The sequence below is a fragment of the Rubritalea profundi genome (assembly GCF_002954445.1).
Classification (GTDB): Bacteria; Verrucomicrobiota; Verrucomicrobiia; order Verrucomicrobiales; family Akkermansiaceae; genus Rubritalea; species Rubritalea profundi.
The window spans coordinates 3,989,043-4,012,118 of the sequence record NZ_MQWA01000001.1; the positions used below are offsets into that span (position 1 = coordinate 3,989,043).

The 23,076-nt window shown below is 48.2% G+C and carries 16 protein-coding genes; 8 read left to right on the forward strand and 8 right to left on the reverse strand.

The window, feature by feature from the left end:
- The 7 genes from BSZ32_RS17430 to BSZ32_RS17460 all read left to right on the forward strand — a co-directional run.
- A partial coding sequence (locus BSZ32_RS17430; RefSeq protein WP_105044598.1) for an AAA family ATPase occupies positions 1-1,465 on the forward strand: 1,465 nt, incomplete at its 5' end.
- A 75-nt stretch (positions 1,466-1,540) separates the two neighbouring features.
- Positions 1,541-2,323, forward strand: coding sequence for an HNH endonuclease (locus BSZ32_RS17435; RefSeq protein WP_206018894.1), 783 nt, complete (start codon positions 1,541-1,543; stop codon positions 2,321-2,323).
- Between the two features lie 2 nt (positions 2,324-2,325).
- Positions 2,326-2,661 (forward strand): GIY-YIG nuclease family protein, encoded by a 336-nt coding sequence (locus BSZ32_RS17440; protein WP_105044600.1) that lies wholly within the window; start codon positions 2,326-2,328, stop codon positions 2,659-2,661.
- 70 nt (positions 2,662-2,731) lie between these two features.
- Positions 2,732-3,088, forward strand: coding sequence for a four helix bundle protein (locus BSZ32_RS17445; protein WP_105044601.1), 357 nt, complete (start codon positions 2,732-2,734; stop codon positions 3,086-3,088).
- A 220-nt stretch (positions 3,089-3,308) separates the two neighbouring features.
- Complete coding sequence (locus BSZ32_RS17450) at positions 3,309-4,418, forward strand: hypothetical protein (protein WP_105044602.1); 1,110 nt, start codon at positions 3,309-3,311, stop codon at positions 4,416-4,418.
- Positions 4,415-5,251: a hypothetical protein gene (locus tag BSZ32_RS17455; protein ID WP_105044603.1), complete on the forward strand. Its 837-nt coding sequence runs from the start codon at positions 4,415-4,417 to the stop codon at positions 5,249-5,251. Before BSZ32_RS17450 ends, BSZ32_RS17455 begins: the two co-directional genes overlap by 4 nt.
- 352 nt (positions 5,252-5,603) lie before the next feature.
- Complete coding sequence (locus tag BSZ32_RS17460) at positions 5,604-8,738, forward strand: type I restriction endonuclease subunit R (RefSeq protein WP_105044604.1); 3,135 nt, start codon at positions 5,604-5,606, stop codon at positions 8,736-8,738.
- Between the two features lie 618 nt (positions 8,739-9,356).
- Here BSZ32_RS17460 and BSZ32_RS17465 read toward each other — a convergent pair.
- From BSZ32_RS17465 to BSZ32_RS17500, 8 genes are all read right to left on the reverse strand, one after another.
- Positions 9,357-11,576, reverse strand: coding sequence for a molybdopterin oxidoreductase family protein (locus tag BSZ32_RS17465; protein WP_105044605.1), 2,220 nt, complete (start codon positions 11,574-11,576; stop codon positions 9,357-9,359).
- A 5-nt stretch (positions 11,577-11,581) separates the two neighbouring features.
- Positions 11,582-13,282: a DmsC/YnfH family molybdoenzyme membrane anchor subunit gene (locus tag BSZ32_RS17470; protein ID WP_105044606.1), complete on the reverse strand. Its 1,701-nt coding sequence runs from the start codon at positions 13,280-13,282 to the stop codon at positions 11,582-11,584.
- A 76-nt stretch (positions 13,283-13,358) separates the two neighbouring features.
- The gene (locus tag BSZ32_RS17475) at positions 13,359-15,110 is read right to left on the reverse strand and encodes a bifunctional protein-serine/threonine kinase/phosphatase (protein WP_105044607.1); all 1,752 of its coding nucleotides are present in this window, start codon (positions 15,108-15,110) and stop codon (positions 13,359-13,361) included.
- Positions 15,111-15,225: 115 nt separating this feature from the next.
- Complete coding sequence (locus tag BSZ32_RS17480; RefSeq protein WP_105044608.1) at positions 15,226-16,698, reverse strand: NarK family nitrate/nitrite MFS transporter; 1,473 nt, start codon at positions 16,696-16,698, stop codon at positions 15,226-15,228.
- A gap of 114 nt (positions 16,699-16,812) precedes the next feature.
- On the reverse strand, positions 16,813-17,703 hold the full coding sequence (locus BSZ32_RS17485) for an ABC transporter ATP-binding protein (protein WP_105044609.1): 891 nt from the start codon (positions 17,701-17,703) through the stop codon (positions 16,813-16,815).
- Between the two features lie 2 nt (positions 17,704-17,705).
- Positions 17,706-18,608: an ABC transporter ATP-binding protein gene (locus tag BSZ32_RS17490; RefSeq protein WP_105044610.1), complete on the reverse strand. Its 903-nt coding sequence runs from the start codon at positions 18,606-18,608 to the stop codon at positions 17,706-17,708.
- A gap of 21 nt (positions 18,609-18,629) precedes the next feature.
- Complete coding sequence (locus BSZ32_RS17495; protein ID WP_206018895.1) at positions 18,630-20,249, reverse strand: ABC transporter permease; 1,620 nt, start codon at positions 20,247-20,249, stop codon at positions 18,630-18,632.
- Positions 20,250-20,558: 309 nt separating this feature from the next.
- The gene (locus BSZ32_RS17500; RefSeq protein ID WP_343125956.1) at positions 20,559-21,893 is read right to left on the reverse strand and encodes a CmpA/NrtA family ABC transporter substrate-binding protein; all 1,335 of its coding nucleotides are present in this window, start codon (positions 21,891-21,893) and stop codon (positions 20,559-20,561) included.
- Positions 21,894-22,107: 214 nt separating this feature from the next.
- On the opposite strand from BSZ32_RS17500, the gene BSZ32_RS17505 reads away from it, so the two are divergent.
- A complete protein-coding gene (locus BSZ32_RS17505) occupies positions 22,108-23,040 on the forward strand; it encodes a LysR family transcriptional regulator (protein ID WP_105044612.1) in 933 nt (310 codons plus the stop codon).
- The last annotated feature ends 36 nt before the right edge of the window (positions 23,041-23,076 follow it).

The window sequence follows — 23,076 nt, forward strand, 5'->3', positions numbered from 1 at the left end:
CAGGTTAATATACTACAGTAGCTCTGATCAAGATTTCCCTAAAAAGATTGGAGAGCTTAAAATTGGCGCCTTTGACTTTACGCAAGGTAGGCCTCCATTAGACACGGAGTTTGAATCATTTCCTGATCACTATTTTTCTTTAGGGCAAGAAGACACTTATTATGAAAATCTAAATGAAATAGGTGACACATACAGAGCCGAGGCCCTCATAGCCTTAAGAGACATAGCAGCAAATGACTCTATATATCAAGAAGTCAAAGAATTAGAGATCACTAAAATTTCTGTAACTAGAGGTGTGAAAGAGTCTTGGATTCTTAATCAATTCAGACGCATGACTAAGGGGGCAGCCCGACTCACGGAATATGACTTTCTATATAATCTACCAAGGGCTAGAGGAGATCAAAGCTCGGGTAGAACGCTATCGTTTGTGGTCAAACCCGAGTCGTTACCGCCATCGAACATTCACGTTCTGATAGGTAGAAACGGCGTAGGCAAGAGCCGTACGCTAAACAAGATGGCAAAATCTCTGATCTACCCATCAAGGTCTGCAGCTCAACACGGAAATTTCGTTACGAGGACTGGAAGCAGAATGCAAGCTGGCAACTACCTATTCTCTAACTTAGTTTCTGTCAGTTTTAGCGCTTTCGATGATTTTGACCTCTCAGCTGAAGACTCCGAACTGACTTATAAATATATAGGCTTACGCAGGACTAGCAATCGAGGAGCGCCAGTGGGCACCCCGAAAAGCCCAGATATGCTTGCAAATGATTTCCATGAAAACTTTTGCGCTTGTTCGGCAGCTTCAGCTAAAACGAGAAGATTAAAATTGGTCATAGAGAGACTATCCAATGATACTCTCTTCGCATATACGAACCCTCTATGCCTATTTGAGATGTGGGAGAGTCATAAACCAGCCGTCGACACACCTGAAGCATGGTCTATAGCAAATGAAGGTCATAGACTCGAGGTATGTAAGTGGTTTAAAAAACTTAGTTCAGGGCACCAAATTATACTTCTAACCCTCACGGCTTTAGTTGAGCACACGGAAGAGAAGACACTAGTTCTACTTGATGAACCAGAAGGTCACCTCCATCCCCCTCTCATTGCAGCATTTATTAGAGCTCTCTCGGACTTGCTCACAGACCGAAACGGCGTAGCTATTGTAGCTACTCACTCCCCTGTAATTTTACAAGAAGTTCCAAAAAGCTGTGTCTGGAGAATGGATAGATATGGAGCTGATGTTAGCTTAAGCCGACCCACGATTGAAACATTCGGTGAAAACACAGGTATATTAACTCGGGAAATTTTTGGGATAATCGTCGATCAAGCCGGCTTTCATTCCTTACTCGAGCAGGCCGTGGATAATTTCGTTTCGTTCGATGAAGCTATGGAAGATTTTAATGGCTCACTAGGGTTCGAAGCTCAAGCGATCTTAAGAAACCTATTCGCGACTAAAAATCAATAGTCTATGATCAAATTCGAGCTTCCTCCTATTAGCGCAATCGAGAGCTATGAACTATGCATCAGTAAAGTCAGAGTCATGCAGTCTCAGCCTGACCTGAAAGTTAGGTTCGAGTCTATTGCTCAAGAAATCAATACCCGTGAGAACACATACATTGATCATGCCCCTAAGTATGATCTACACCTCCTACCTAAGGATGAAGTAGCTATTGGATCAGTTACCAATAAAGAGCTTGTAAAAGTCTACACCGATAGGATGGCGAAAGAAAAGGCTGCAGGCTACTCTATATATTCTCGAATTATGGTCACTCAAGGCGACCTAAAAATGTGTCCGTATTGTGGTACACGCCCCTTCAACACTCTAGATCACTTCCTACCTGAAAGCCGCTACCCAGCATACGTTGTTACTCCATGTAACCTAATCCCCTCATGTTCAGAGTGCAACAAAGAGAAACATGCTGATGTTCCGAGCTCTCAAAATGATCATTACATTCACCCCTATTTCGACGATGACACGAGTTCTGAATGGGTAATAGCCGAGCTTGATGCTACATGGTCTGCTGTTTCATACAGAACTACCTCGCCAACTCATTGGTCACCTGAACAACTAGCCAGAGCTCAACACCACTTTGATCAACTCAAACTTGCAGAATTATATGCAACGTACTCAGCTGATGAGCTAGCATGTCAAAAACTCACTCTCACCAGCCTAACTGAAACAGCCGGTATAGATATTACTAGGCTTCACTTAGAGAAGCAACTTGAGGCAGCTCGATCAATTAACGTAAACAGTTGGAAAGCCCCTTTATACAGGGCTATTCTAAACTCCTTGCCTGATTTCCTTGAAGCTCTGTCGGACTAATCATGATCTCCCACGCAAAAACCATCCAGATATTCCTGCCCGACGGTAACCCGCGAGGTATGAAGATCGCCGAGTTCACCAGCCGCACAATCCAAGCCGTACAGGTGCCACGCACCCAGCTAGAGCTAGCACTCAAACGCTCTGAGCTTGCGAATGTCGGCGTCTACTTCCTCTTCGGCGACACGACACCCGGCAAGCTCACCCAGCTCTACATCGGCGAAGCTGAAGACTGCGGCACACGTCTCAAACAACACAACAAGCAGAAGGACTGGTGGAACGTAGCGCTGGTGTGCATATCCAAGACCATGGAGTTCACCAAGGCGCACTTCAGAGAATAGTGAATGATGAGGATTGAATGGTGAAAGCTAGGACGATGAAGCAGAAGCATGAAGAGTGAAATCTAGGACGATGAAACAAGGAAAAGACATACAGGAGCGCTCCTTTGAGTTTGCAGCACGCGTGGTGAAACTTTGTCAGAAGTTGAATGATTCTCCAGGCGTTTCGCGCACGCTTTCTAACCAACTTCTCCGATCAGGAACCTCTGTTGGTGCCAACATTGAGGAAGCACAAGGCAGCCAAAGCAAACGCGACTTCACGGCTAAAATGTCTATTGCCTGTAAAGAGGCCCGCGAGACTCACTACTGGCTGCGGCTACTCATTAAATGCGATATCATTGCCGAAGCTCAGCTCTCAGGCTTGCTCGACGAATCCAACCAACTTGTCGCCATCCTCACCACCATTGTAAAAAATTCCCGCGAAGCCTAACTTCCATTCACTTTTCAATCTTCACCATTCACTCTTCTATTGTACCCAGACGGCAAGACACTGGATGAAGTGAAGCGGAAGAACAGCTAAGCTGCGACCTCTAGACTAAACAGCAACAAATACCCCCATTTCACCATCCGGTGAAATATCTAATATTAGTGAAAACTTGACAACGCAACCACGTTTTGACAGGGTTTCACCAAACGGTGAAACAACGAACATGAGTGAAAAAACAATAGAGGAGTTCCAGCAAGAGGCGCATGCATACCTGCAGACTTACCTTGGTAAATTACCTAGTGTCGAGTCTGTACCGGAGCACCAATGGGTTGGTCGAGAAGTCGGTCACCCCTCTGACCTTCGTTATTCCCTCAAGCAAGTAGTGCATGTCGGAGATTCCACGTGGACTCTCCATGCTGTGCTTCTACCTAACGCTCAACCACGCCATCTGCGCAACGCCATCTACGCTGCGAAAGCGCAGTGGAAGCGACAGCCTACCTCCAACACCTACCTACTCATCGTATCCCCCTACATCTCCGAACAAGCGGCGGCAATCTGTCGCGAGGAAGACGTGGGCTACCTTGACCTTAGCGGTAACGCCTACCTCTCGTTTAGCTCCGTCTACGTTGAAATAGCGGGGAAACCCAACCTGTACAAAGAATCACGCCCACTCAAGTCCCTCTTCTCGGAGAAATCCTGCCGGGTGCTGAGGGCACTACTACAAGGCCCACTAAAAGCGCATAAGGTGCAGGACCTCGCCACAACTGCGGGTGTCAGTCTAGGGCTGGTCAGTAAGGTGCGTAAGCTACTCATCGATCACGAGTATGCGCATGACACCGAGAAGGGCATTATCATCACCCAGCCCGGCAAGCTGCTGGATGCCTGGTTAGCGGCAGATAAGTTCAGCGAGCGCACTGAGGTCCGAGAGTATTCCATACTGGAGTGCGACGTAGAACATCTCTCTAGTTCCATCGAGGCTATGCTAGTGCCTGCGCTGGATATCGATCTGGCTTACACCCAGTGGTATGCAGGCTACTTGAGGAAACCCTACACCGTTCCCCCGGTGGTGAGCCTTTATGTCAGTGACTTCATTGACGAAATTTCACTAAAAACTATTCTACAAGCCCGTCGTGTAAAATCAGGAGGCAGACTCCGCCTGATACGCAGTAAAGACCATAAAGGGGTGACGTTAGGTAAGCAACAGGTCAACGGCCACACATTAGTCTCTGACCTACAGATCCTCCTCGATCTCCAAGGTGCCGGGCTGCGTGCGGATGAACAAGCAAATGAGCTGAGAACTGACGATAACTTCAACGGAGGCTGGAAAGCATGAACGAACAAAGACCTACAGAACTCACCAACTACCCAGCGCACAGTCTAGTATCTGCAGAAGTGGCCTTACTAGAAATGTGGCAAGGTCTAGAGAACTACCATCGTGACCTTGTGTTGGTAGGAGGTCTCGCAGTCCACTACCACACCAAGGATAAAACCCAACCGCGTTACCGTGGCACCTGCACCCTAGACATCGATCTAGGAATCAGCCTTGCTACTGATGGCGGCATGTCTGGATCAGTCGACTGGGACCTAGGGATGCTAGGCTACAGGCCTGATGAGAATAGGCGCATGGTCAAGCGTGGTGAGTTTGGCAACCTCTACATCGACTTCCTCACTGAGCACCGACCTGCTAACCTGCCAGGCACCCGGAATGTCAGCGACGTAACTGCGACTGTGTGCCCAGGAATCGACCGGGCTCTAGCATGTAGGAAGTTAGTGCCGATCACAGGGCTCAATCGCCATGAGGAAGAACAAGTCTTTCACATCCCGCTCTGCGGTATAGGCCCCCTTCTCGTACTCAAGCTTAATGCCTTTGGTCAGCGAAACGAACAAGACCGCATGAAGGACGCCTACGATATTCTAGTTGCTGTGAGCTCCTACTCAGAGGGCGCACAGGCCGCTATCGATGGCTTCCTAGCTGAAGCGAGCGAGGACAACTCAGGCTTCGCCTTCGCCCAACAAGTACTGCGCGAACATTTTAGTGAAGACACATCGGCCGGACCACGGGCAGCCTGCAACTTTTACCTTGGTGCAGGTGGCGGCAATGAAGAAGAAAGAGATCTACTACGCCAAGACCTAGTGAGCATAGCTCTCTCCCTTTTAGGTGACTAACGAGACGCCCTAACTTTTCCGCTGGTAACGGCACTAGCTACAAGCTAACAGTTTAGCATGCGTGGTGCACGCAGCTACTTATGTCCTACTCCCGCCCATGGAAAAACCGCACTAAGCAACTAAGAAATGTGTGCACCTATAATTGGGAGGACTGGCCTCCATGGAAGTAACACCAGACATCAGGGCAAAAGAAAACCCCCGCGTTTCCGAAGAAAGAGGCGGAGGCCGTATTGACTTTTATTTCGCACAGATATCCGGATCCGTCAACTTATTAGTGCCCCACACACCAACAAGCATCAGCAGTCACGTTGACCCTTCACACTTTAAACTCCCAACTTCACACTCCTAATACATGTCCTACACCGAAGACCATCTCGTCGAGCAACCCGCCATAGCTATCCTGAAAGACCAGCTTGGCTGGGAGTACCTGAATTGTTACAGCGAGACATTCGGTGAGGCTGGCACGCTCGGGCGCAAGACGAAGCATGAGGTTGTGCTAAAGAGCCGACTACGCGCCGCTCTGGTCAGGCTCAACCCAGCCGTCCCGGAAGAAGGTATCGACCAGGCGCTAGAAGAACTTCCACGCGATCGCTCGGCACTGAGTCTAGTAGAAGCGAACCGAGAAATCTATCACCTGCTGAAGGAAGGCGTGAAGGTCAAGGTCACTGACCCGGCAAACCAGCAGCAGGAAACCAAACAGGTGGCAGCTATCGACTGGAGCACGCCTGAGAACAACGACTACTTCCTCACCTCCCAGCTCTGGGTGGAAGGTGAGCACTACACCAAGCGCCCGGACTGCGTAGGCTTTGTCAACGGACTCCCTCTCGTGCTGATGGAGTTCAAGAAGCCGAGTGTCCGCGTCAGCGAAGGGTTCAACAAGAACATCAAGGACTACAAGTCGAGCATCCCGAAGTTGTTTCACTACAATGCCTTCATCCTAGTCTCCAATGGAGTGGAGAACAAACTAGGCAGCCTGACTGCGCCGTGGGAGCACTACAACGACTGGAAGAAGGCGGCGAGTGAGAGCGAAGAACCGGAAACCAGCTTAGACAATTTACTGATTGGCACATGTGAGCCTAGCAGGCTGATCGATCTACTAGAGAGCTACACGCTCTTTTCCGAGAGCAAGGGCACGGTCAACAAGCTAGTCGCGCGTAACCACCAGTTCCTCGGAGTGAACCGCACCGTGGAAGCTCTGCAAACGACCAAGGACCACCGGGTCGGTGTATTCTGGCACACCCAGGGCTCAGGCAAGAGTTACTCGATGGTGTTCTTTGCTGAGAAGGTTTTCCGTAAGATAGCAGGCAACTGGACCTTTGTGATTATCACCGACCGCAAGGAACTCGATAAACAGATTTACCGTACCTTTGCTACTTGTGGTGCTGCACGTGGTGTCGAGTGCCACGCGGAGAACTCCAAGCAACTACGCACGCTGCTAGGACAGGACCACCGTTACGTGTTCACACTGATTCACAAGTTCCGTACCGAACCCGGCGAGACACACCCAGTGCTCTCCGAGCGCGACGACATTATCGTGCTCACTGACGAAGCGCACCGCAGCCAGTACAACACGCTCGCGATGAATATGCGCAGCGCTCTGCCGAATGCTAAGTTCGTCGCCTTCACCGGCACACCACTCATCTCTGGAGAAGAACGGACGAAAGAGGTCTTCGGTGAATACTCAAGTGTCTACGACTTTAAACAATCCGTCGACGATGGCGCGACTGTCCCCCTCTACTACGAGAACCGCACGCCTGAGCTAGAGATCACTAACCCAGATCTCAACGAGGAAATCTACGATGTCATCGAAGATGCCAACCTCGACGAAGATCAGGAGAAGAAGTTGGAACTAGTCCTTGGCAAGAAGTACCACCTTATCACCCGGGACGACCGGCTCGAAAAGATCGCCAAAGACATTGTCCACCACTTCCTCAACCGTGGCTACCAAGGTAAGGCTATGGTGGTATCCATCGATAAGCTCACCACACTGAAGATGTACCACAAGGTTCACGACGAGTGGTTAGCCGAGACCGAACGTGTCCGCACCAAGGTTCTAGCCATGAGCCCGCAGTCACCTGACTACGCAGGACTCCACGCACGCCTCACTATCCTCACCGATACCGACATGGCTGTGGTCGTCTCGACCGGTCAGAACGAAGTCGAGGACATGAAGAAGCACGGCATCGATATGCGACCGCACCGTGAGCGCATCATCAAAGAGGATCTAGAAGAACGCTTCAAGGACCCCGAGGACAATTTCCGTATCGCCTTTGTCTGTGCGATGTGGCTGACCGGCTTTGACTCTCCTAACTGCTCGACTCTCTATCTCGACAAGCCGATGCGTGGTCACACGCTGATGCAGACTATCGCCCGTGCCAACCGGGTCTATGGCGACAAGATGAACGGACTCATCATCGACTACGCCAACGTCTTCCAGGAACTTGAGAAAGCACTGGCGATCTACGGCACAGGCAGCAAGGGCGGTGAGCTCCCAGTGAAGGATAAGACTGAGCTCGTCGAGGCCCTCACGATAGCACTAGAGCAGGTTGCTGATTTTTGTAGTAAACAAGGCGTTAGTCTCAGTGACGTTCAGCAAGACACGCAGAAGCACTTCTATTCGGCGGTCAACTCACTGCTGAAGAACGACGAGATCAAGGACAATTTCCTAGCGCAAGCTACCGACGTCAACAGGCTCTACAAGGCTGTGATGCCAGACCCGATCATTCCGACTCTCGCCCCGACTTGCCAGGTCATCAGTGAACTAGCTAAAGCCATCCATGCCACGAAGCCGCTGGTAGACATCTCTCAAGTGCTCGATGACATCAGCAGTAAGCTCGACTCCTCCATCATCGCTGAGCCCCAGCTAGAGCCCGGTGCTGTAGCCAAGACTGTCGACCTCAGTAAGATCGACTTCGAAGCGCTAGAGAGCAAATTTGAACAGACTCCGAACAAGAACACCGAGACGCAGAAGCTCCGGGCGCTCATCGAGCAGAAGCTTGATAAGCTGATCCGCCTGAACAGCACGCGCCACGACTACCTAGATCGCTTCCACAAGATGATCGAAGACTACAACAACGGTGCCCACAGCATCGAAGAACTCTTCGAGCAACTCGTCAACCTATCCAAGGAACTCAACGAGGAAGAACAGCGCCACATGCGCGAGAACATCAGCGAGGAAGAACTCGCGGTGTTCGACATCCTCACTCGCCCGGGTCCAGACCTAAGCGATGCTGAAACCACAGCGATCAAGAAAGTCTGCCGTGATATGCTAGCCAAGCTCAAGACCGAGAAGCTAGTACTCTCCTGGCGTCAGAAGCGCACAGCCAGAGCAGCAGTGCGTATCGCCATCGAGGAGATGCTCGATGCCGGCCTCCCAGAGAAGTACACTATCGATCTGTTCGAAGCCAAGTGCGGAGCCCTCTACCAACACGTCCTCCAGAAGTACCCCGACACCGGAGAAAGCGTCTATGGTGGGCACGTGGCGTAGAAGCTTGTTACTTTAAATTTATAAGACTAATAAAGCTGGGAATTGAGAAATCCTTTTGCTTATAAGGGATTCAAAAGTGGAGAGGAACCCTGCGGGCGGGCATTGAGGCCGATCAATGGTCAATGAGCCAGCGGCACAGAGTTGATGGCACAACAAGAGCAGGTTGATCTGTCTCATACTGACCACCTGACAATTTTCGACCTATTACAACTCACTTCTAACTATTAGAATGTTAACCAGTGTTTATATTTTCAGCATCGTCTAGACAGATGACAGCAATTGCTAAATTGCCAACATGGCAGAATTAGACACCCACCTCTCTGAAGTGAAAGCTCCTCATCGGCATCGTAATGGCACCATGTGACAGTCTATATAGGTCTGAATGGTAGGTGGCAGCTCGCTGGTGAGGTCTGAGAGCTGTGAAGTCAGCAGCTTCGCTGGGATTATTTTGAGCGACCGAGACGGTCGCGCTACTCCAATTAAGAATTTCTGTGCTTTGGAATCTAGCATCCCAGCCTTGCGATTAGTAAAATTCGTGTAATTCGTGGTGGAGCTGTTTCATCGTGCTAGCCTTTACGAGCTTTCGTACTTTTCGCGTGTTTCGCGGTTAGAAATTCACTATACCACGATCTCGACAGCGCAGAATTTGTAACTGGGCTGGCGTGAGTAGGGATCGAAGGATGCTTGGGTCAGCTGATTTGCCTTGGCGTAGTGCATTGGCATGAAGAGTTGGCCGGGGAAAACGCTTGGGGTGACACTGGCTGTCACCTCGATAGTTGCTCGGCGTGACTTCACCTTGATCAGGCTGTTAGGAGTGATTGCTAGGCGTTCAGCATCATCTGGGTGGATTTCGATATAGATAGATGCTGGATAGAGTTTGCGTAGAACGGCTGATTTTTTGGTGCGAGTCTCTGTATGCCACTGGGCTGAGGTTCCCCTGCCGGTGAGTAGGACGAAGGGATATTCCTTGCTCGTCGGCTCTGCCACTTCTGTCGGCTCTGCGAAGATGAACTTCGCCTTTGAGTCGGTATGGTAGAAAAGATTATAAGTAAATAGCCTACGTTGATTATCAGAGGCCAGGCCTGCGACATCGCTTGGTTTGCACGGCCATTGAACACCGCCTAGATCATCGACCATTCGATAGCCCGTAACACCTGAGAAGTCACACGGTTGGTCTTGGCTCAGTTCCGCAAGTAACTTAAAGGTAGCTTCGGGTGTGCTCCATTTTTTGAACATCTCTGCACATCCCCAATAATGAGAAATGAGCTTGAAAATATTGAAATCTGACAGTGCTTCAGCCGGTGCTTCAGCCACTTTTTTCACCAATCCGATCCGGCGCTCAGAATTGATAAAGACGCCATCCTTCTCAGCCCAGCCAGCGGCGGGTAAAATGAGATCAGCCTGCTGGGCGGTCTCGGTGGTGGAATACATGTCCTGCACGACGAGGTAGTCGAGCTTCTCCATTGCTTCCTTATAGCGTTCCTGGTGGATCCACGAATGCGATCCATTGGTGGCAAGCACCCAGAGACCTTTGATTTTTCCGGCGTGGATGCCCTCGACAATCTGGTCGTATGCCATGCCTAATTCGCGAGGGATACGGTCTTCATCGATTTCGAGAATCTTCGCGACTTTAGCTCGGTGCTCGGAGTTTGCGAAATCGTGACCGCCTAACAAGTTGGTGGTGTTCGAGAAGAGCCGCGAGCCCATCGCGTTGCATTGGCCAGTGATCGAGTTAGCACCTGTGCCTGGTCGTCCGATATTTCCAGTCATCAATGCGAGGTTGATAATCGCCTGCGCCGTACGCACTCCTTCGTGGCTTTGGTTGACTCCCATCGTCCACCAAAACGAGACACGCTCGCCGCGGTGAATGGTCTCAGCAAGCTTGAGCATTTGCTCGGCAGTGATGCCACTTTGTTGCTCTACCTGCTCGGCGGTGAATGTCTGCACGTGGCTACAGAATGCTTCGTACTCATTGGTGTGTTGAGCAATCCATTGTTCATCAACCCAGCCATTTTCGATCAAGACTCGTGCGAGTCCGTAGAGAAAGTAGAGGTCTGATTTCGGTAAAATTGGAAAATGTTGGGTTGCTGCGACAGCTGTCTCCGTCTTGCGAGGGTCGACAACGATGATCTCTGGGTTGTGCTTATTTCGCTCGATTCGCTGCCACATGATAGGGTGTGCGATACAGAGGTTAGAACCGATGAGCACGATCACATCTGACTCTTCAAAATCTTGATAAGTGTAGGGTGGCGCATCAAATCCGAAGCTCTGTTTGTAGGCAACCACGGAGGTCGCCATGCACTGACGGGTGTTACCATCGCCGTGGCGTATTCCCATACCAAATTTTGCGAGCGCCCCGAGGAAGGCCATCTCCTCAGTGACTATCTGGCCAGTACTAATAAAAGCAACTGACTCATCACCATGCTCTTGCTGGATGTTTTTAAAGTTAGAGCAGAATGAGCTCATCGCCGACTCCCAACTCACTGGTTCTAGTTCCCCACCCCGCTGTTTGCGAATCATTGGTGTCGTGGCTCGATCATCTGCCTCGAGAGGAGTGAGTGCCTCCCAACCTTTTGGACACGCCATGCCGAGGTTGACTGGGTAATCGGTGGATGGTGTCAGCCCTACTGCCTTGCCATCTTTGAGGTGAATATTCAGCCCACAGCCGGTAGAACAAAAACCGCAAACGACATTGGTGGTGGCATCTGGTTGGCATTTCTCAGGAACTTGGCCAAGGCCAAATTTTCCCGGCGTACGCAACAATTCAGAAGTCTTCGGCCCATGCCACTGTTGGAGTGGTGGAATGACTTTTTCTAATGCTGCTCGAATTTTTGCCATGAAATTTAGTGTGACGATTGATTGAGTTCGCCGGGCATCTTGAGAGTAACTACTGCCTGGAAGAAGATACGACGCTCCAGCCATTCACCAAGTAGTATCGTTGGTAATACAAGCAAGGCTATGGATGGCATGTAGAGAGATACTACTCCACAAATCAATGCTGCAGCAAAACTCGTCCAACGTAGCTTGAGGATTGATCTGAGTGAGCGCAACTGGATCAAGGCACTCTTTTTTGAATAGCTCCATTCCTTACTTCTAACTGGAACTAACAAGCAGGCTTCCACAAAAACCTTAAATAGCAGTGCAGCTAAGAAAGCGACGCCAGTAGTTGCAGCCACCTCCCCGTTGATCAATCCCTCTGTGAAAATGAGACCAGAAAATCCGCCAAGAAGCATCGAACCAAAGAATCTACCCGCTGTTCGCTTCATCGTCCAGAAATCTCTCTTAGTGTCCACGTATACCATGATGGAACAAAAGACACTGAGGATACCCAAGCCTGCTGCTGCTAATGCTGATAGAGTGATTACTGTAGTAGGTATTTCCAGCTGCAAAGCGCTAGCTAAGAAATTGCTGCAGACTGGGAACCAGACGAGAGATGCATAGAGCATCAAAGCTGGCATCCACGCTCCAAAGATTACAATTTCACGGCTGAGCCACGATGTTTTGAGGCCAAGGAATACCCTCCAAGCTCCCAGTGGACTGCCTAAATGGAGTAAGCTCGATCCTAGACCAATATTCCCTAACACCACGGCTATAACCGTGAGCACCTGAGAGAGTGATTCAAAATGCTCTGGCGCAAACAATCGCCCAAGACCATCGATCACAGAGACCCCCACTGCCACCTGAGTGAGCATTAACATCCACACCAAGGGAGAGTGGCCATGCGCGGGAGTGAGGTCCATCTCATCGGCGGATTCCATGCCAGATGTCAGCTTCCGCTTTGTCCTGAAATTAGTAGTCGGCAGTGTGTAGTCTGAGCGGAATGCTCCAGCAATCATACTCCCGCCCTGTGTCGCTTCCGCTTTTTTCTCTTCGACATTTATCAGCTGAATGGAAATAGCACCACTCGGGCATGACTGAACACAGGCTGGTGCCTCGCCTTCTGCCAGACGCTCGTGGCACATATCGCACTTCCTAACAATGCCTAGGCTCTTGTCGTACTTTGGTACGTCGTAGGGGCATTTTAGTGAACAATACTGGCAGCCGATGCATTGGTCATCTAAATGACGCACCACACCAGTGTCTGGCATTTTCTCATAGGCTCCTACTGGACAACCGCTGAGGCAGGCTGGATCAAGGCAATGATGGCAGGCCGATGTGACAGTTTGCTGCTCCGCAACTCCATCCGCAATACCGCGGATGGCTCCGATATCCCTCCAGGACTCTTCCTCTTTCAAGCCATTGAGACTGTGACAGGCGACAACGCAGGCCTTGCAGCCAGTGCATTTATCTAGATCGACCTCAAAGCCGTATTGCTCGCCAGTGGATGGCTTGCGAATCGGTATGAGGTCTTGGTAATATTTTGACTGAATCGGTGCCGTAGCATCCTCATGTTTCTGGCTGAAGCGCTCGACAGCTGTGAGTGTGCGCTGCTCCGTTAAAAGTTGGTCGATGAGGGTGATTTCACTGTTGGTGTCAAGTAGGTCAGAAATCACTGATGTGTCGATGCGATCTCCTGCACGCATCTTTTTACTCATCTCAGCCATACTCTGTATTCAGCACGATGCGTGCCAGCAGAGCTGCAATCAATGAATCAAATCAAATGCTGTGAATGAATCTATTTCATCGATCACTTAAAAACAGAAGCAGCAAGACAATCACAAAGAGCACACCAGATACAGTCTTCCAGAAAGATAGCGGGTCACGCTCCATGAGAGGCATGTGGCGTGATTCGATAAAGAGCGGATTTGGCTCCTTCAGGTCGGCTACAAATTCGCTCATGCTCGTGTAGCGCGACTCGGCGTGGATGCTTAGAGCCTTGCGCAGTGCCCCATCGATCCAGACTGGGACCATTGGCTTATGCTTGAAGGCTGGAGTGTGGATTAACTCACTAAAATCGCTATAAGTTCGGGCCTTTGTCCACTTATCACCGTAGGGACATTTCCCGCCAGTCAGTAAGTGGTAGGCAATCATGGCTATCGAAAATTGATCAGAACGCACTCCTATAGAGGACTCCATTTCAAGACGGTATTCTGGCGCTGAAAAATCAATCGTCCCCAGCGCGGTCGGTTGCTCAACCCCAGTATTCTTACCATGCAGGCTCTCGACACGACACGAACCGTAGTCGATCACGACTGGCCGCATTCCATCGGCAAACATGATGTTATCAAGCTTGAGGTCTTGGTGGATTGTTTCTTTGCGATGAAGCGCACGCACTCCTGATACTACCTGCTCGATCACCCGAACAACCTTCAAGGTATCCACGTCCCCCTTGTGACCGTCCATCCACTGAGCCAAAGTCTCCCCTTTCACTTCCTCCATCAAATAATAGAGAAATGTGGCTTTCTGTGGGCGCTCTATAAGTTTGATGAGATTCTTGTGGTCGACTCGCCTGCCTATCCATTCTTCCGCGACGAAGCGCTCGATGTACGCTGGGTCATCGATGTAGTTCGGAGAAGGTGTTTTCATGACAAACCCCTCACCAGTCACGGTGTCCCGCACTTTGTAAAGTTGGCTTCGGGGGCTTTCAAATAGAATTTCTTCTACCTCTAGGCCATCCATCGTCATCCCGGGATAAAGCAATGGTGGAAATGGACGCTCGCGCAAAAAGCGCTGAATCTCCTCGTGATTTGCCTTAGGCACCTCATCCACTCGTACTAACAAGCACGTCACATTATCACTGCTGCCAGCAGCTAGCGCGGCATCAACAATGTTACTTGCGGCCTCGTCTAGCGAATCATGCCCATCAACGAATTGCGCCAACTGTTCATCCCGGAGCCATTCATGGACACCATCGGTGCTCATCAGGAAAATATCACCCACCTCTACGCCGAACTCTTTGAAATCCACTTTGGGATTCAGGTTCAAGCCCATCGCGCGACTCAGGTAGGTCGTCTTCTTAGAAATCTGTGTGCTGTGGTCGTTGGTCATCTGCTCGATGTCACCACCGCGCATGCGGTAGATTCTCGAGTCACCTATGTGAAAAATGTGAGCTGTGTTTGACGACACCACGATGGAGCTATGAGTCGACAAATAGCCCTTTTCATTTGCTAAGCCCTCACTATGCCCTTGGCTATAAAGCCAGCGATTCAGAGCGGTAAGCACCCTTTGACCAGAGGTCTTCACCGACCAGGAATCTGGCGTGCTGTAGTAGTCAGATATAAAACTCTGCACACACATCCTTGCCGCAATTTTGCCGCCACTCGCCGCACTCACCCCGTCTGCTATGACGGCAGCAATCCCCTTCGTATACAGCGAGGCTGGATCTGGAACATGCACCCCAGTGCAGTCTTCATTTTGCAGCTTCAGTCCAGCACGGGAGCATTGGCCTACTGAGATTTTCAGCGCCACCTCAGTAAGTGATTGGGGAATCATATGTATTTAAAGTCACCTCCGGCAACCCGTATTAGCGTTGTCGCTATTACTTACAGAGTAGTCGGAAAGAAATATTGCGTATCGATTGGTTCTTATTCAAGGGTGGATATTACCCTTAAGCAACTTCGATCAACTCAACGGAACCGTCAGGCATCACCTCAGCTGTATGTCCAGCAGGCTCTTCGAGGAAGTAGGTAGCGATAAAGCCGATTGAACTTGAGGCAGCAATGACCATGAAGAAGGTTGACGCATCAACAAAGGAGAAAATCGTAAGAAATACAACAGCTCCCACATTTCCGTAGGCTCCGGCCATTCCGGCAATCTGCCCAGTCATGCGCCGCTGCACCAGCGGCACCATGGCGAACACTGCACCCTCGCCAGACTGTACGAAAAATGAACAGCACATAGTCGCTAGCACTGCGAGCGGGATTGCCCATGTGCCATCAATCTGGCTCATTAATGTGTAGCCCAGTGCTAGGCCAACCATGAAGATCATCATGCTTTTACGACGGCCAAACTTATCAGAAATAAGTCCCCCAGCTGGGCGAGCGATCAAATTCATAAAAGCAAAGCCTGAAGCCAGAAGTCCTGCAGTTACTGGTGATAGGTTAAATGTCTCCATGAAGAAGAATGGTAGCATTGACACGACGGCAAGTTCAGAACCAAAAGTGACGAAGTAGTTGAGATCAAGAATAGCGACTTGCTTAAACTTGTAGCGGAACATTTCAGGAACATCTCCCTCTTTAAGCATCGTCTTATTGACACGGTAAATCTGACTCACCTGAAATGCGAAGAGCCCGACCAGTCCTGCGTAAATAAGATACACTGCTGACTGACTAAGAAGATTTATGTTGGATGGGGAAAGCTTCCAAGCGAGGACAGCAAGAGCAGCATACATAGGAATGGTCATCACAATGAGAAAATAGAAATCACGACGAGTGCTCACCTCCATACCTCCATTTTTCTTCGGTTTGAAGTAGGTAGACCCTTTGGGTGTGTCACGTGCCACGATGTAAAAAAATATGCCGTACGCGAAGGCTATCACTGCTGTGCAGTAGAGAGAATATCTCCAGCCATTTTCACCACCAAAGAGGGTTGCTAGTATTGGTAAGGTCATCGCTGCCGCAGCAGAACCAAAGTTCCCCCAACCTCCATAGATCCCTTCGGCTAGTCCCACTTGGCGTGCTGGGAACCACTCACCAACCATACGAATGCCGATCACGAATCCAGCACCCACAAAACCCATTGCAAAACGTGCAATCGCTAGTTGCTCATAAGTCTGAGCTGAGGCAAACAAAGCACAGAGAATGCCGGATACCAAGAGGAGCGTAGAGAAGGTTTTTCTCGGCCCTAATTTATCCACCAGCATTCCAACAATCACTCGCGAAGGAATCGTGAGAGCTACGTTAAGTATCAGAAGAGCTTTCCACTGTGGCTTAGTTAGATTGAAAGCTTCCGAAATCACAGCACCTAGTGGAGCGTGGTTAAACCACACTACGAAGCTAATGAAAAATGCGACCCAAGAAATGTGCAAGGTTCGAATGCTAGGATTCTTAAGATTAAGGACATTAAGTTTTTCGTTATTCACCTTTTGGCCTTAGCATTGACCGTGCCAATCATTATTCAGAGAGCTTTACTATAAATAATTCTATTGATGAATGGGATTCATGAATCTATGGGGTCAAGTTCCTGAGTATCTGTATTAGGCGACAACCCCCATATGATTGTCTGTCAAATCTTTGATCTGCCCTTTCTTTAGAAAGCCCATCATATCACCGCCACTAAACAGCCGCGTATCCCCCTTGATGTGTGATCGTTGCTCCAGAAACGCCAGCAAGTGCTCTCGATAGCCGAAGAATTTAGGATCATTGAAAATATCACGCCGGTTACGTGGTCTGGGGAAGTCGATTTCGAGGATTTCACCTAGTCCCGCTCGCGGGCCATTAGACATCATCACGCATCGATCAGCCATAAAGATAGCCTCATCGACATCATGGGTGACAATCATAGCCGTCAGCTTTTCACGCTCTAGCACCTCAATGATGACATCTTGGAGCTCCATCCTTGTCAAAGAATCCAAACGACCAAAGGGTTCATCTAACAAGAGAACTTTTGGCTGAAGAGCTATAGCACGGGCAATACCTACACGTTGCTGCATCCCGCCTGAAAGCTCTTTTGGGTACTTCTTCATAGAATCAGCAAGTCCGACTACAGAGAGAGAATGTTCAACTATTTGCGTCTGAGTCGCCTTATCAACATGTGGGTAGACATTCTTAACACCCAGCATCACATTTCCGAATGCATTAAGCCAAGGCATCAAGCATGGTGATTGGAAGACCACAGCTCTATCAGGGCCCGGACCATCGATTTCCTTGTTACCAAGAATGATACCTCCCCCTGAAATTTCATTGAGTCCCGCCAGCATAGTGAGCACAGTGGATTTACCACATCCGGAGTGACCAATGAGCGAAATAAATTCACCTTCTTTGATTTTTAGATTAAAGTCTTCGACGACTCGAAATGGATCACCGTAGGGGTTAGGGTATTCTTTTATCAGGTTTGAGATTTCAACAAATTTTGAATTTTCGGTCATAATTATGCTACGTTGCTTGAATTTTTAACAGGCACAGGATTCTGTTTAAATGTGGGAGACATGACGGGTAGTGAAAAGCTTTTCGGTTTCACCTTTGGCATCGGTATTACATCTCCAGTGCCTTTTTTACTTTCTTGATTAAGCCCCATCATAAAGGCTGTGATCTCGGATTTCAGCCGCATGAACTCAGGATGGTCATTGAGAGTATGTCGATTACGTGGCCGCTCCATATTGACCTTAAATTCATCTGAGAGTGTCGCAGCAGGTCCCATTGTAAGTGGAATAATCCGGTCCGCCATCAGTACCGCTTCGTCCACATCATTGGTGATCATAACGACAGTTCTTTTATTCTTTTCCCAAATATTGAGTATCTGATCCTGTAGCTCCGAGCGAGTCAGCGCATCCAGGGCGGATAAGGGTTCATCCAACAAGAGAACCTCTGGATCCAGTGATAAGGTTCGGGCTAGTGATGCGCGTTGGCGCATCCCTCCAGAGAGTTCTTGAGGTTTTTTATCCACAGCGTGATCCAACTTCACCATTTTCACATAATGATGCGCTTTTTCATCCAGTGCAGATTTACTCAACTTGGGTTGGACAGCATTGATAGCAATCTTCACATTATCCAATACGCTCAACCACGGAAGTAAGGAGTAATTCTGAAACATTATCCCCAAATCTGGCCTAGGCTCTGATATCGGCTTCTGTTTGAATAAAACCTTCCCACTTGTTGCCTTCTGTAGACCCGCGAGCAGTGACATCAAGGTCGATTTCCCAGCTCCAGAAAAACCAATGATTGCTACAAACTCATTTTCTTCAACCTTTAGGTTCAGGTCATTGAGTACTTCATAACGGTTTGAAATAGGTCCAAAGCTTACGGACGCGTTATTTACTTCTAAAATTGCCATAGTAATAGTTCTTTAAATTAGTTACACGCTCACAGTTCCTTCGAATGTGACTAAGCGTTGGAACACGATCATGATTCTATCGAGAATCAGTCCAATGATACCTACGAGGAAGACCACAACCATCATCTTGGCCAACGAATCTGAAGCGCCATTGTTGAACTGATCCCATACAAACTTACCAATACCTTCAGAGGATGAGAGTAGCTCCGCGGCAATCAGCACCATCCAGCCAACTCCAAGGGAGATGCGCAAACCTGCGAAGATAAGTGGCAGGGCAGATGGGATAACAATCTTAAAGAGTCTAGCAAAGAAACCGAGCTTAAGTACACGGGCGACATTGATGTAGTCTTTATCGATCGATGCCACGCCGAGTGCTGTATTAGCAAGCGTTGCCCACAATGAGCACAAGGCTACAGTCACGGCCGATGCTATGAATGCGGGGTTTATTTTATACACTCCAATAAATGGTAGATCCCAGAGGAACTCGATAAATGGGTTGTTGTCTGGATCTGGAATTAATCCACTCACAACAATCAGCGCGATTGGTAACCACACAATGGGAGAAACCGGCTTAAAGATAGCAATGAACGGAGTCATTGCCGCCATGAAGGTTGAGTTCAAGCCACAGAATATGCCCACAGGTACAGCAATCGCAGTACCTATAAGGAAACCAGTGAAAACACAGAAAACCGAACGTTTCACTTGGTACCAAATAGTCGCAGGCTTAGCGTAAGATGAATCTCCCATTTTACTTAATCGGGATTGTTCCCTGGCAATCGTGCGAGCCTTGGCGTAGGCATCCTTACCAGTGAGTGATAGAAAATCTTTTTTGTAATCTAATATTTTACCGGTCGCAGCCTCCACTTGGATTGCACGATTACGATCACTTAATAATTCGATCTGTTTCATCAAAAACTGCTGCTCTTCTGCAGCTAAAGTTTGTTCATTCAAAGCATCTGCAACATCTGGTGACTTAATCTCACGAATCTTGTCGATTTCTTTTTTCAATAAACTCAACTCATCTTTATCCGCCTCATTATGTGATTCAGCAGCTTTGACCTCAGCTAGGAATTTTTCGTAAGCTTCTACATTTCCTAAAGGTAAGGATTCCGCAGCTAGAATAAGGAATTCCTTACGCTCTAACGCAGTTGCCTTAAACTCAGACTTCTTCTCTTTATATTCTGTATCGAGTGGCTCAATGAGAGCTTTGGTTTCTATTTCAATTGCCTCTTTAGCTCTAGTCACCTCTGCATTTGTACTAACTACACGCGGCGCCACCAATGAAAGCTGTAGTCGAGCATCAGCCAACATCTCCTCTCTCTCTTCCCCTACTATATCGTAGGCCTCCATTTTGAGGTTTTCGCGCTCAGCATGAGCATTGATGGCTTTATAACCACGCCAAGTTTGTTCAGGATTAGGCAAGGTTCCAGACTTGGTTTTGATGCTCCCAGAAGTCACATGCCAAAGAAACAAAAACGCCAAAACTCCAGCGATAGGAACGAGAATCCACTGGCCAATTTTCTGCAACTGTACCTTTGGTTCCTCGCCGTAACATAAGCGAATAACTGGTGACAAGAAGGTCATTCCACTAAGGTCAATCACTTTTAAAAGTGTGTATTTAAATTTATCTGTAAACTTCATAACCAATTAACTGAATGATAGTTAATTAATGTAAAGCAGACTGCATACCACTACTTATTAGTTATACTCATAGCGTTGATGAAGTTCATGAGAATTCCAGTATCGAGTAGGTAGCTGAACTACTCCGGCCGCCGACAATTGAGGGCGCTAATGATGACACCTCGCGAGACTCAGCTGTTCGTTCAACTGACCGAGCCCACAAAAGGCCTGCTCCCCCCCCTTAAGCCAATTTGCATTGTCGGGCACAAAAAATGAGCCACCTGAAATCAGCTGACTCAAAAAACAACAACGTTTATACTAGGTCTAAATTCAATGAGTGCTTTTTGCCTCAGGATCTTTGTTGCCGATCTTGTGAGAATTCAGGTATTTGATTGGCTCTTTACCATCGTACTCAACACCGTCAATGAAGTCAGTTGTAGCCACTTTGAAGCCATCTGTATCCCATGGGATGTCAGCTTTCTTCACCTTGCCTTCTTCAAGAAGCATTTCAGCCGCTTTTAGATAGATAGCAGGTTTGTAGACACTCTTTGCGGTTTCAAGATACCAAGACTTTGGACGAGCCTCAGAAATCTGTCCCCATCGACGCATTTGAGTGAGAAACCAGACTCCATCTGAATACCAAGGGTAGGTGGCGTGACCTTTAAAGAAAACGTTAAACTCAGGCATTTCACGTTTATCAGTTTTTTGAAACATGAAGAAGCCAGTCATTGAGTTCTTGATGATGTCGTAGTCAGCACCGACATAGTCTGAACGTGATAAAATTCGTGCTGCTTCCTCACGGTTCTTGAAGTTGCCATCCGCGTCAATCTCATCCAACCACTGACCTGCGAGGATCAATGCTTTAGTCACCGCGATGTATGTGTTTGGATTTTCATCTGCCCAAGACTTGGAAACGCCAAATACTTTTTCCGGATTATTTTTCCAAATATCATAGTTAGTAGTCACTGGGACACCGATACCCATGCTGACAGCTTTCTGGTTCCATGGTTCACCAACACAGTAACCTTGAATATTACCAGACTCTAGAGTTGCCGGCATCATCGGTGGTGGTGTCACAGAGAGCTCAACTTGAGCATCGGTACGCCCTCCTACATCAGATTTTGTATACATCCCTGGATTTATCCCTGCAGCAGCTAACCAATAGCGAAGTTCGTAGTTGTGCGTCGATGTTGGGAACACCATTCCCATCTGTAACTTCTCACCATCTGCAAGCTTTTCCTTAACCACAGGAACTAAAGAGTCTGCTGTTATCGGATGTGGAGGAGTATCCGAATCTAATTTTGGGTCGTTACCCTGCATTTGTTTCCAAACATTATTGGAAACTGTGATACCATTACCGTTTAGATCCATAGTAAAAGATGTGATGATGTGCGCTTTTGTTCCAAAGCCTATAGTGGCAGCCAAGGGCTGACCTGAAAGCATGTGTGCTCCATCTAGATCACCACTGATAACATTATCTAGCAGAGTTTTCCAGTTTGGTTGAGCTACTACATCTACCTGCAGTCCCTCGTCATCAAAAAACCCCTTTTCCTTTGCTATGACGATAGGTGCACAGTCAGTCAGTTTGATGAAGCCAAACTTGAGTGAATCTTTTTCCACATCAAGTTGTTCAGCAAATGATGTAGGGCTAGTAACCACACTCATAAGAACTACAAGTGTGCCAGCTTTCTTTAATATTGGATATGTTTTCATAATAAGAAGACAATAACAACCGAGCATCCATCGTGCCAATTTCACCTACCCAGCTTGTTCGATTAGACATCGTTTGCATGAACGCCATTCATAAAGCAATAATTTGGTACGCAACGTGCTTGATGGACTATATCCATCGCTCTACAGCCATTACCACCATTTATTTATGACATTACCTGAAATTCGCCAACTCAAAATATTCATCGCGCTAGAAGAAACGCGTTCCTTCACCGCAGCGGCGAGTAAGAATTTTATAACTCAATCCGCAGTTTCGCATTCCATTAAGTCACTTGAAAAGCAACTAGACTGCGCGCTGATCGAACGCATGGGAAAACGCATCACACTTACCCCATATGGAGAAGTGTTCCTGCATCACGCTAAGAGAGTGATTGTTGAACTTGAAACAGCATTGACGAAAATTGAGACCCTTAAGCGTTGGGGGTATTCCTCAATACGAATTGGCACTTCAGATACCGTGTGCCAATACATCATGCCGAAAATACTTAAGGAATTTGCAAAAAAACATCCCAGATGCGAAGTTACAATCGATCTAGGTGACACTCCAGATATGCTGAAAAAGCTTACCCGAGGCAGGCTCGATCTAGCCATTGGTATACACCTAGCTCCCAGCGACAATAATTTCATATTCACTCCACTCACTGATGACACTCTTTGTTTTGTCACCTCACCTGAACATGACTGGGTCTCTAGGCAGACTAACCGTGGTGGGTCACTCAAAGATGTGCGGCTTATTTCCTATAGCGCAGAGAGTGAAACTATGCGGCTCATTACAAAACACTTTAATGATAACACAATAACTTTTCACCACCCACTCACGCTTGGGAATATGGAAGCTATTAAGGAAATGGCTAAACAGGGCTTGGGAGTTGGTATTATTCCACCGTGGGTTGCTAAACAAGAATTCGCTAGAGGTGAATTAGTGGCACACGTTATTTCTACACCACCACCGAAACGTAACTGGGGAGCATTCTCAAATAGTGGCAAAACATTCTCACTCCCTGAAGAAGACTTTCTTACTATATGTCGCACTGAAATGAGTAATGCAATCCATGCTGGGCGCCAATTAGAAGCACTCTAAGCATCATGAATATTACTCATGTAGATAATGTGCAAA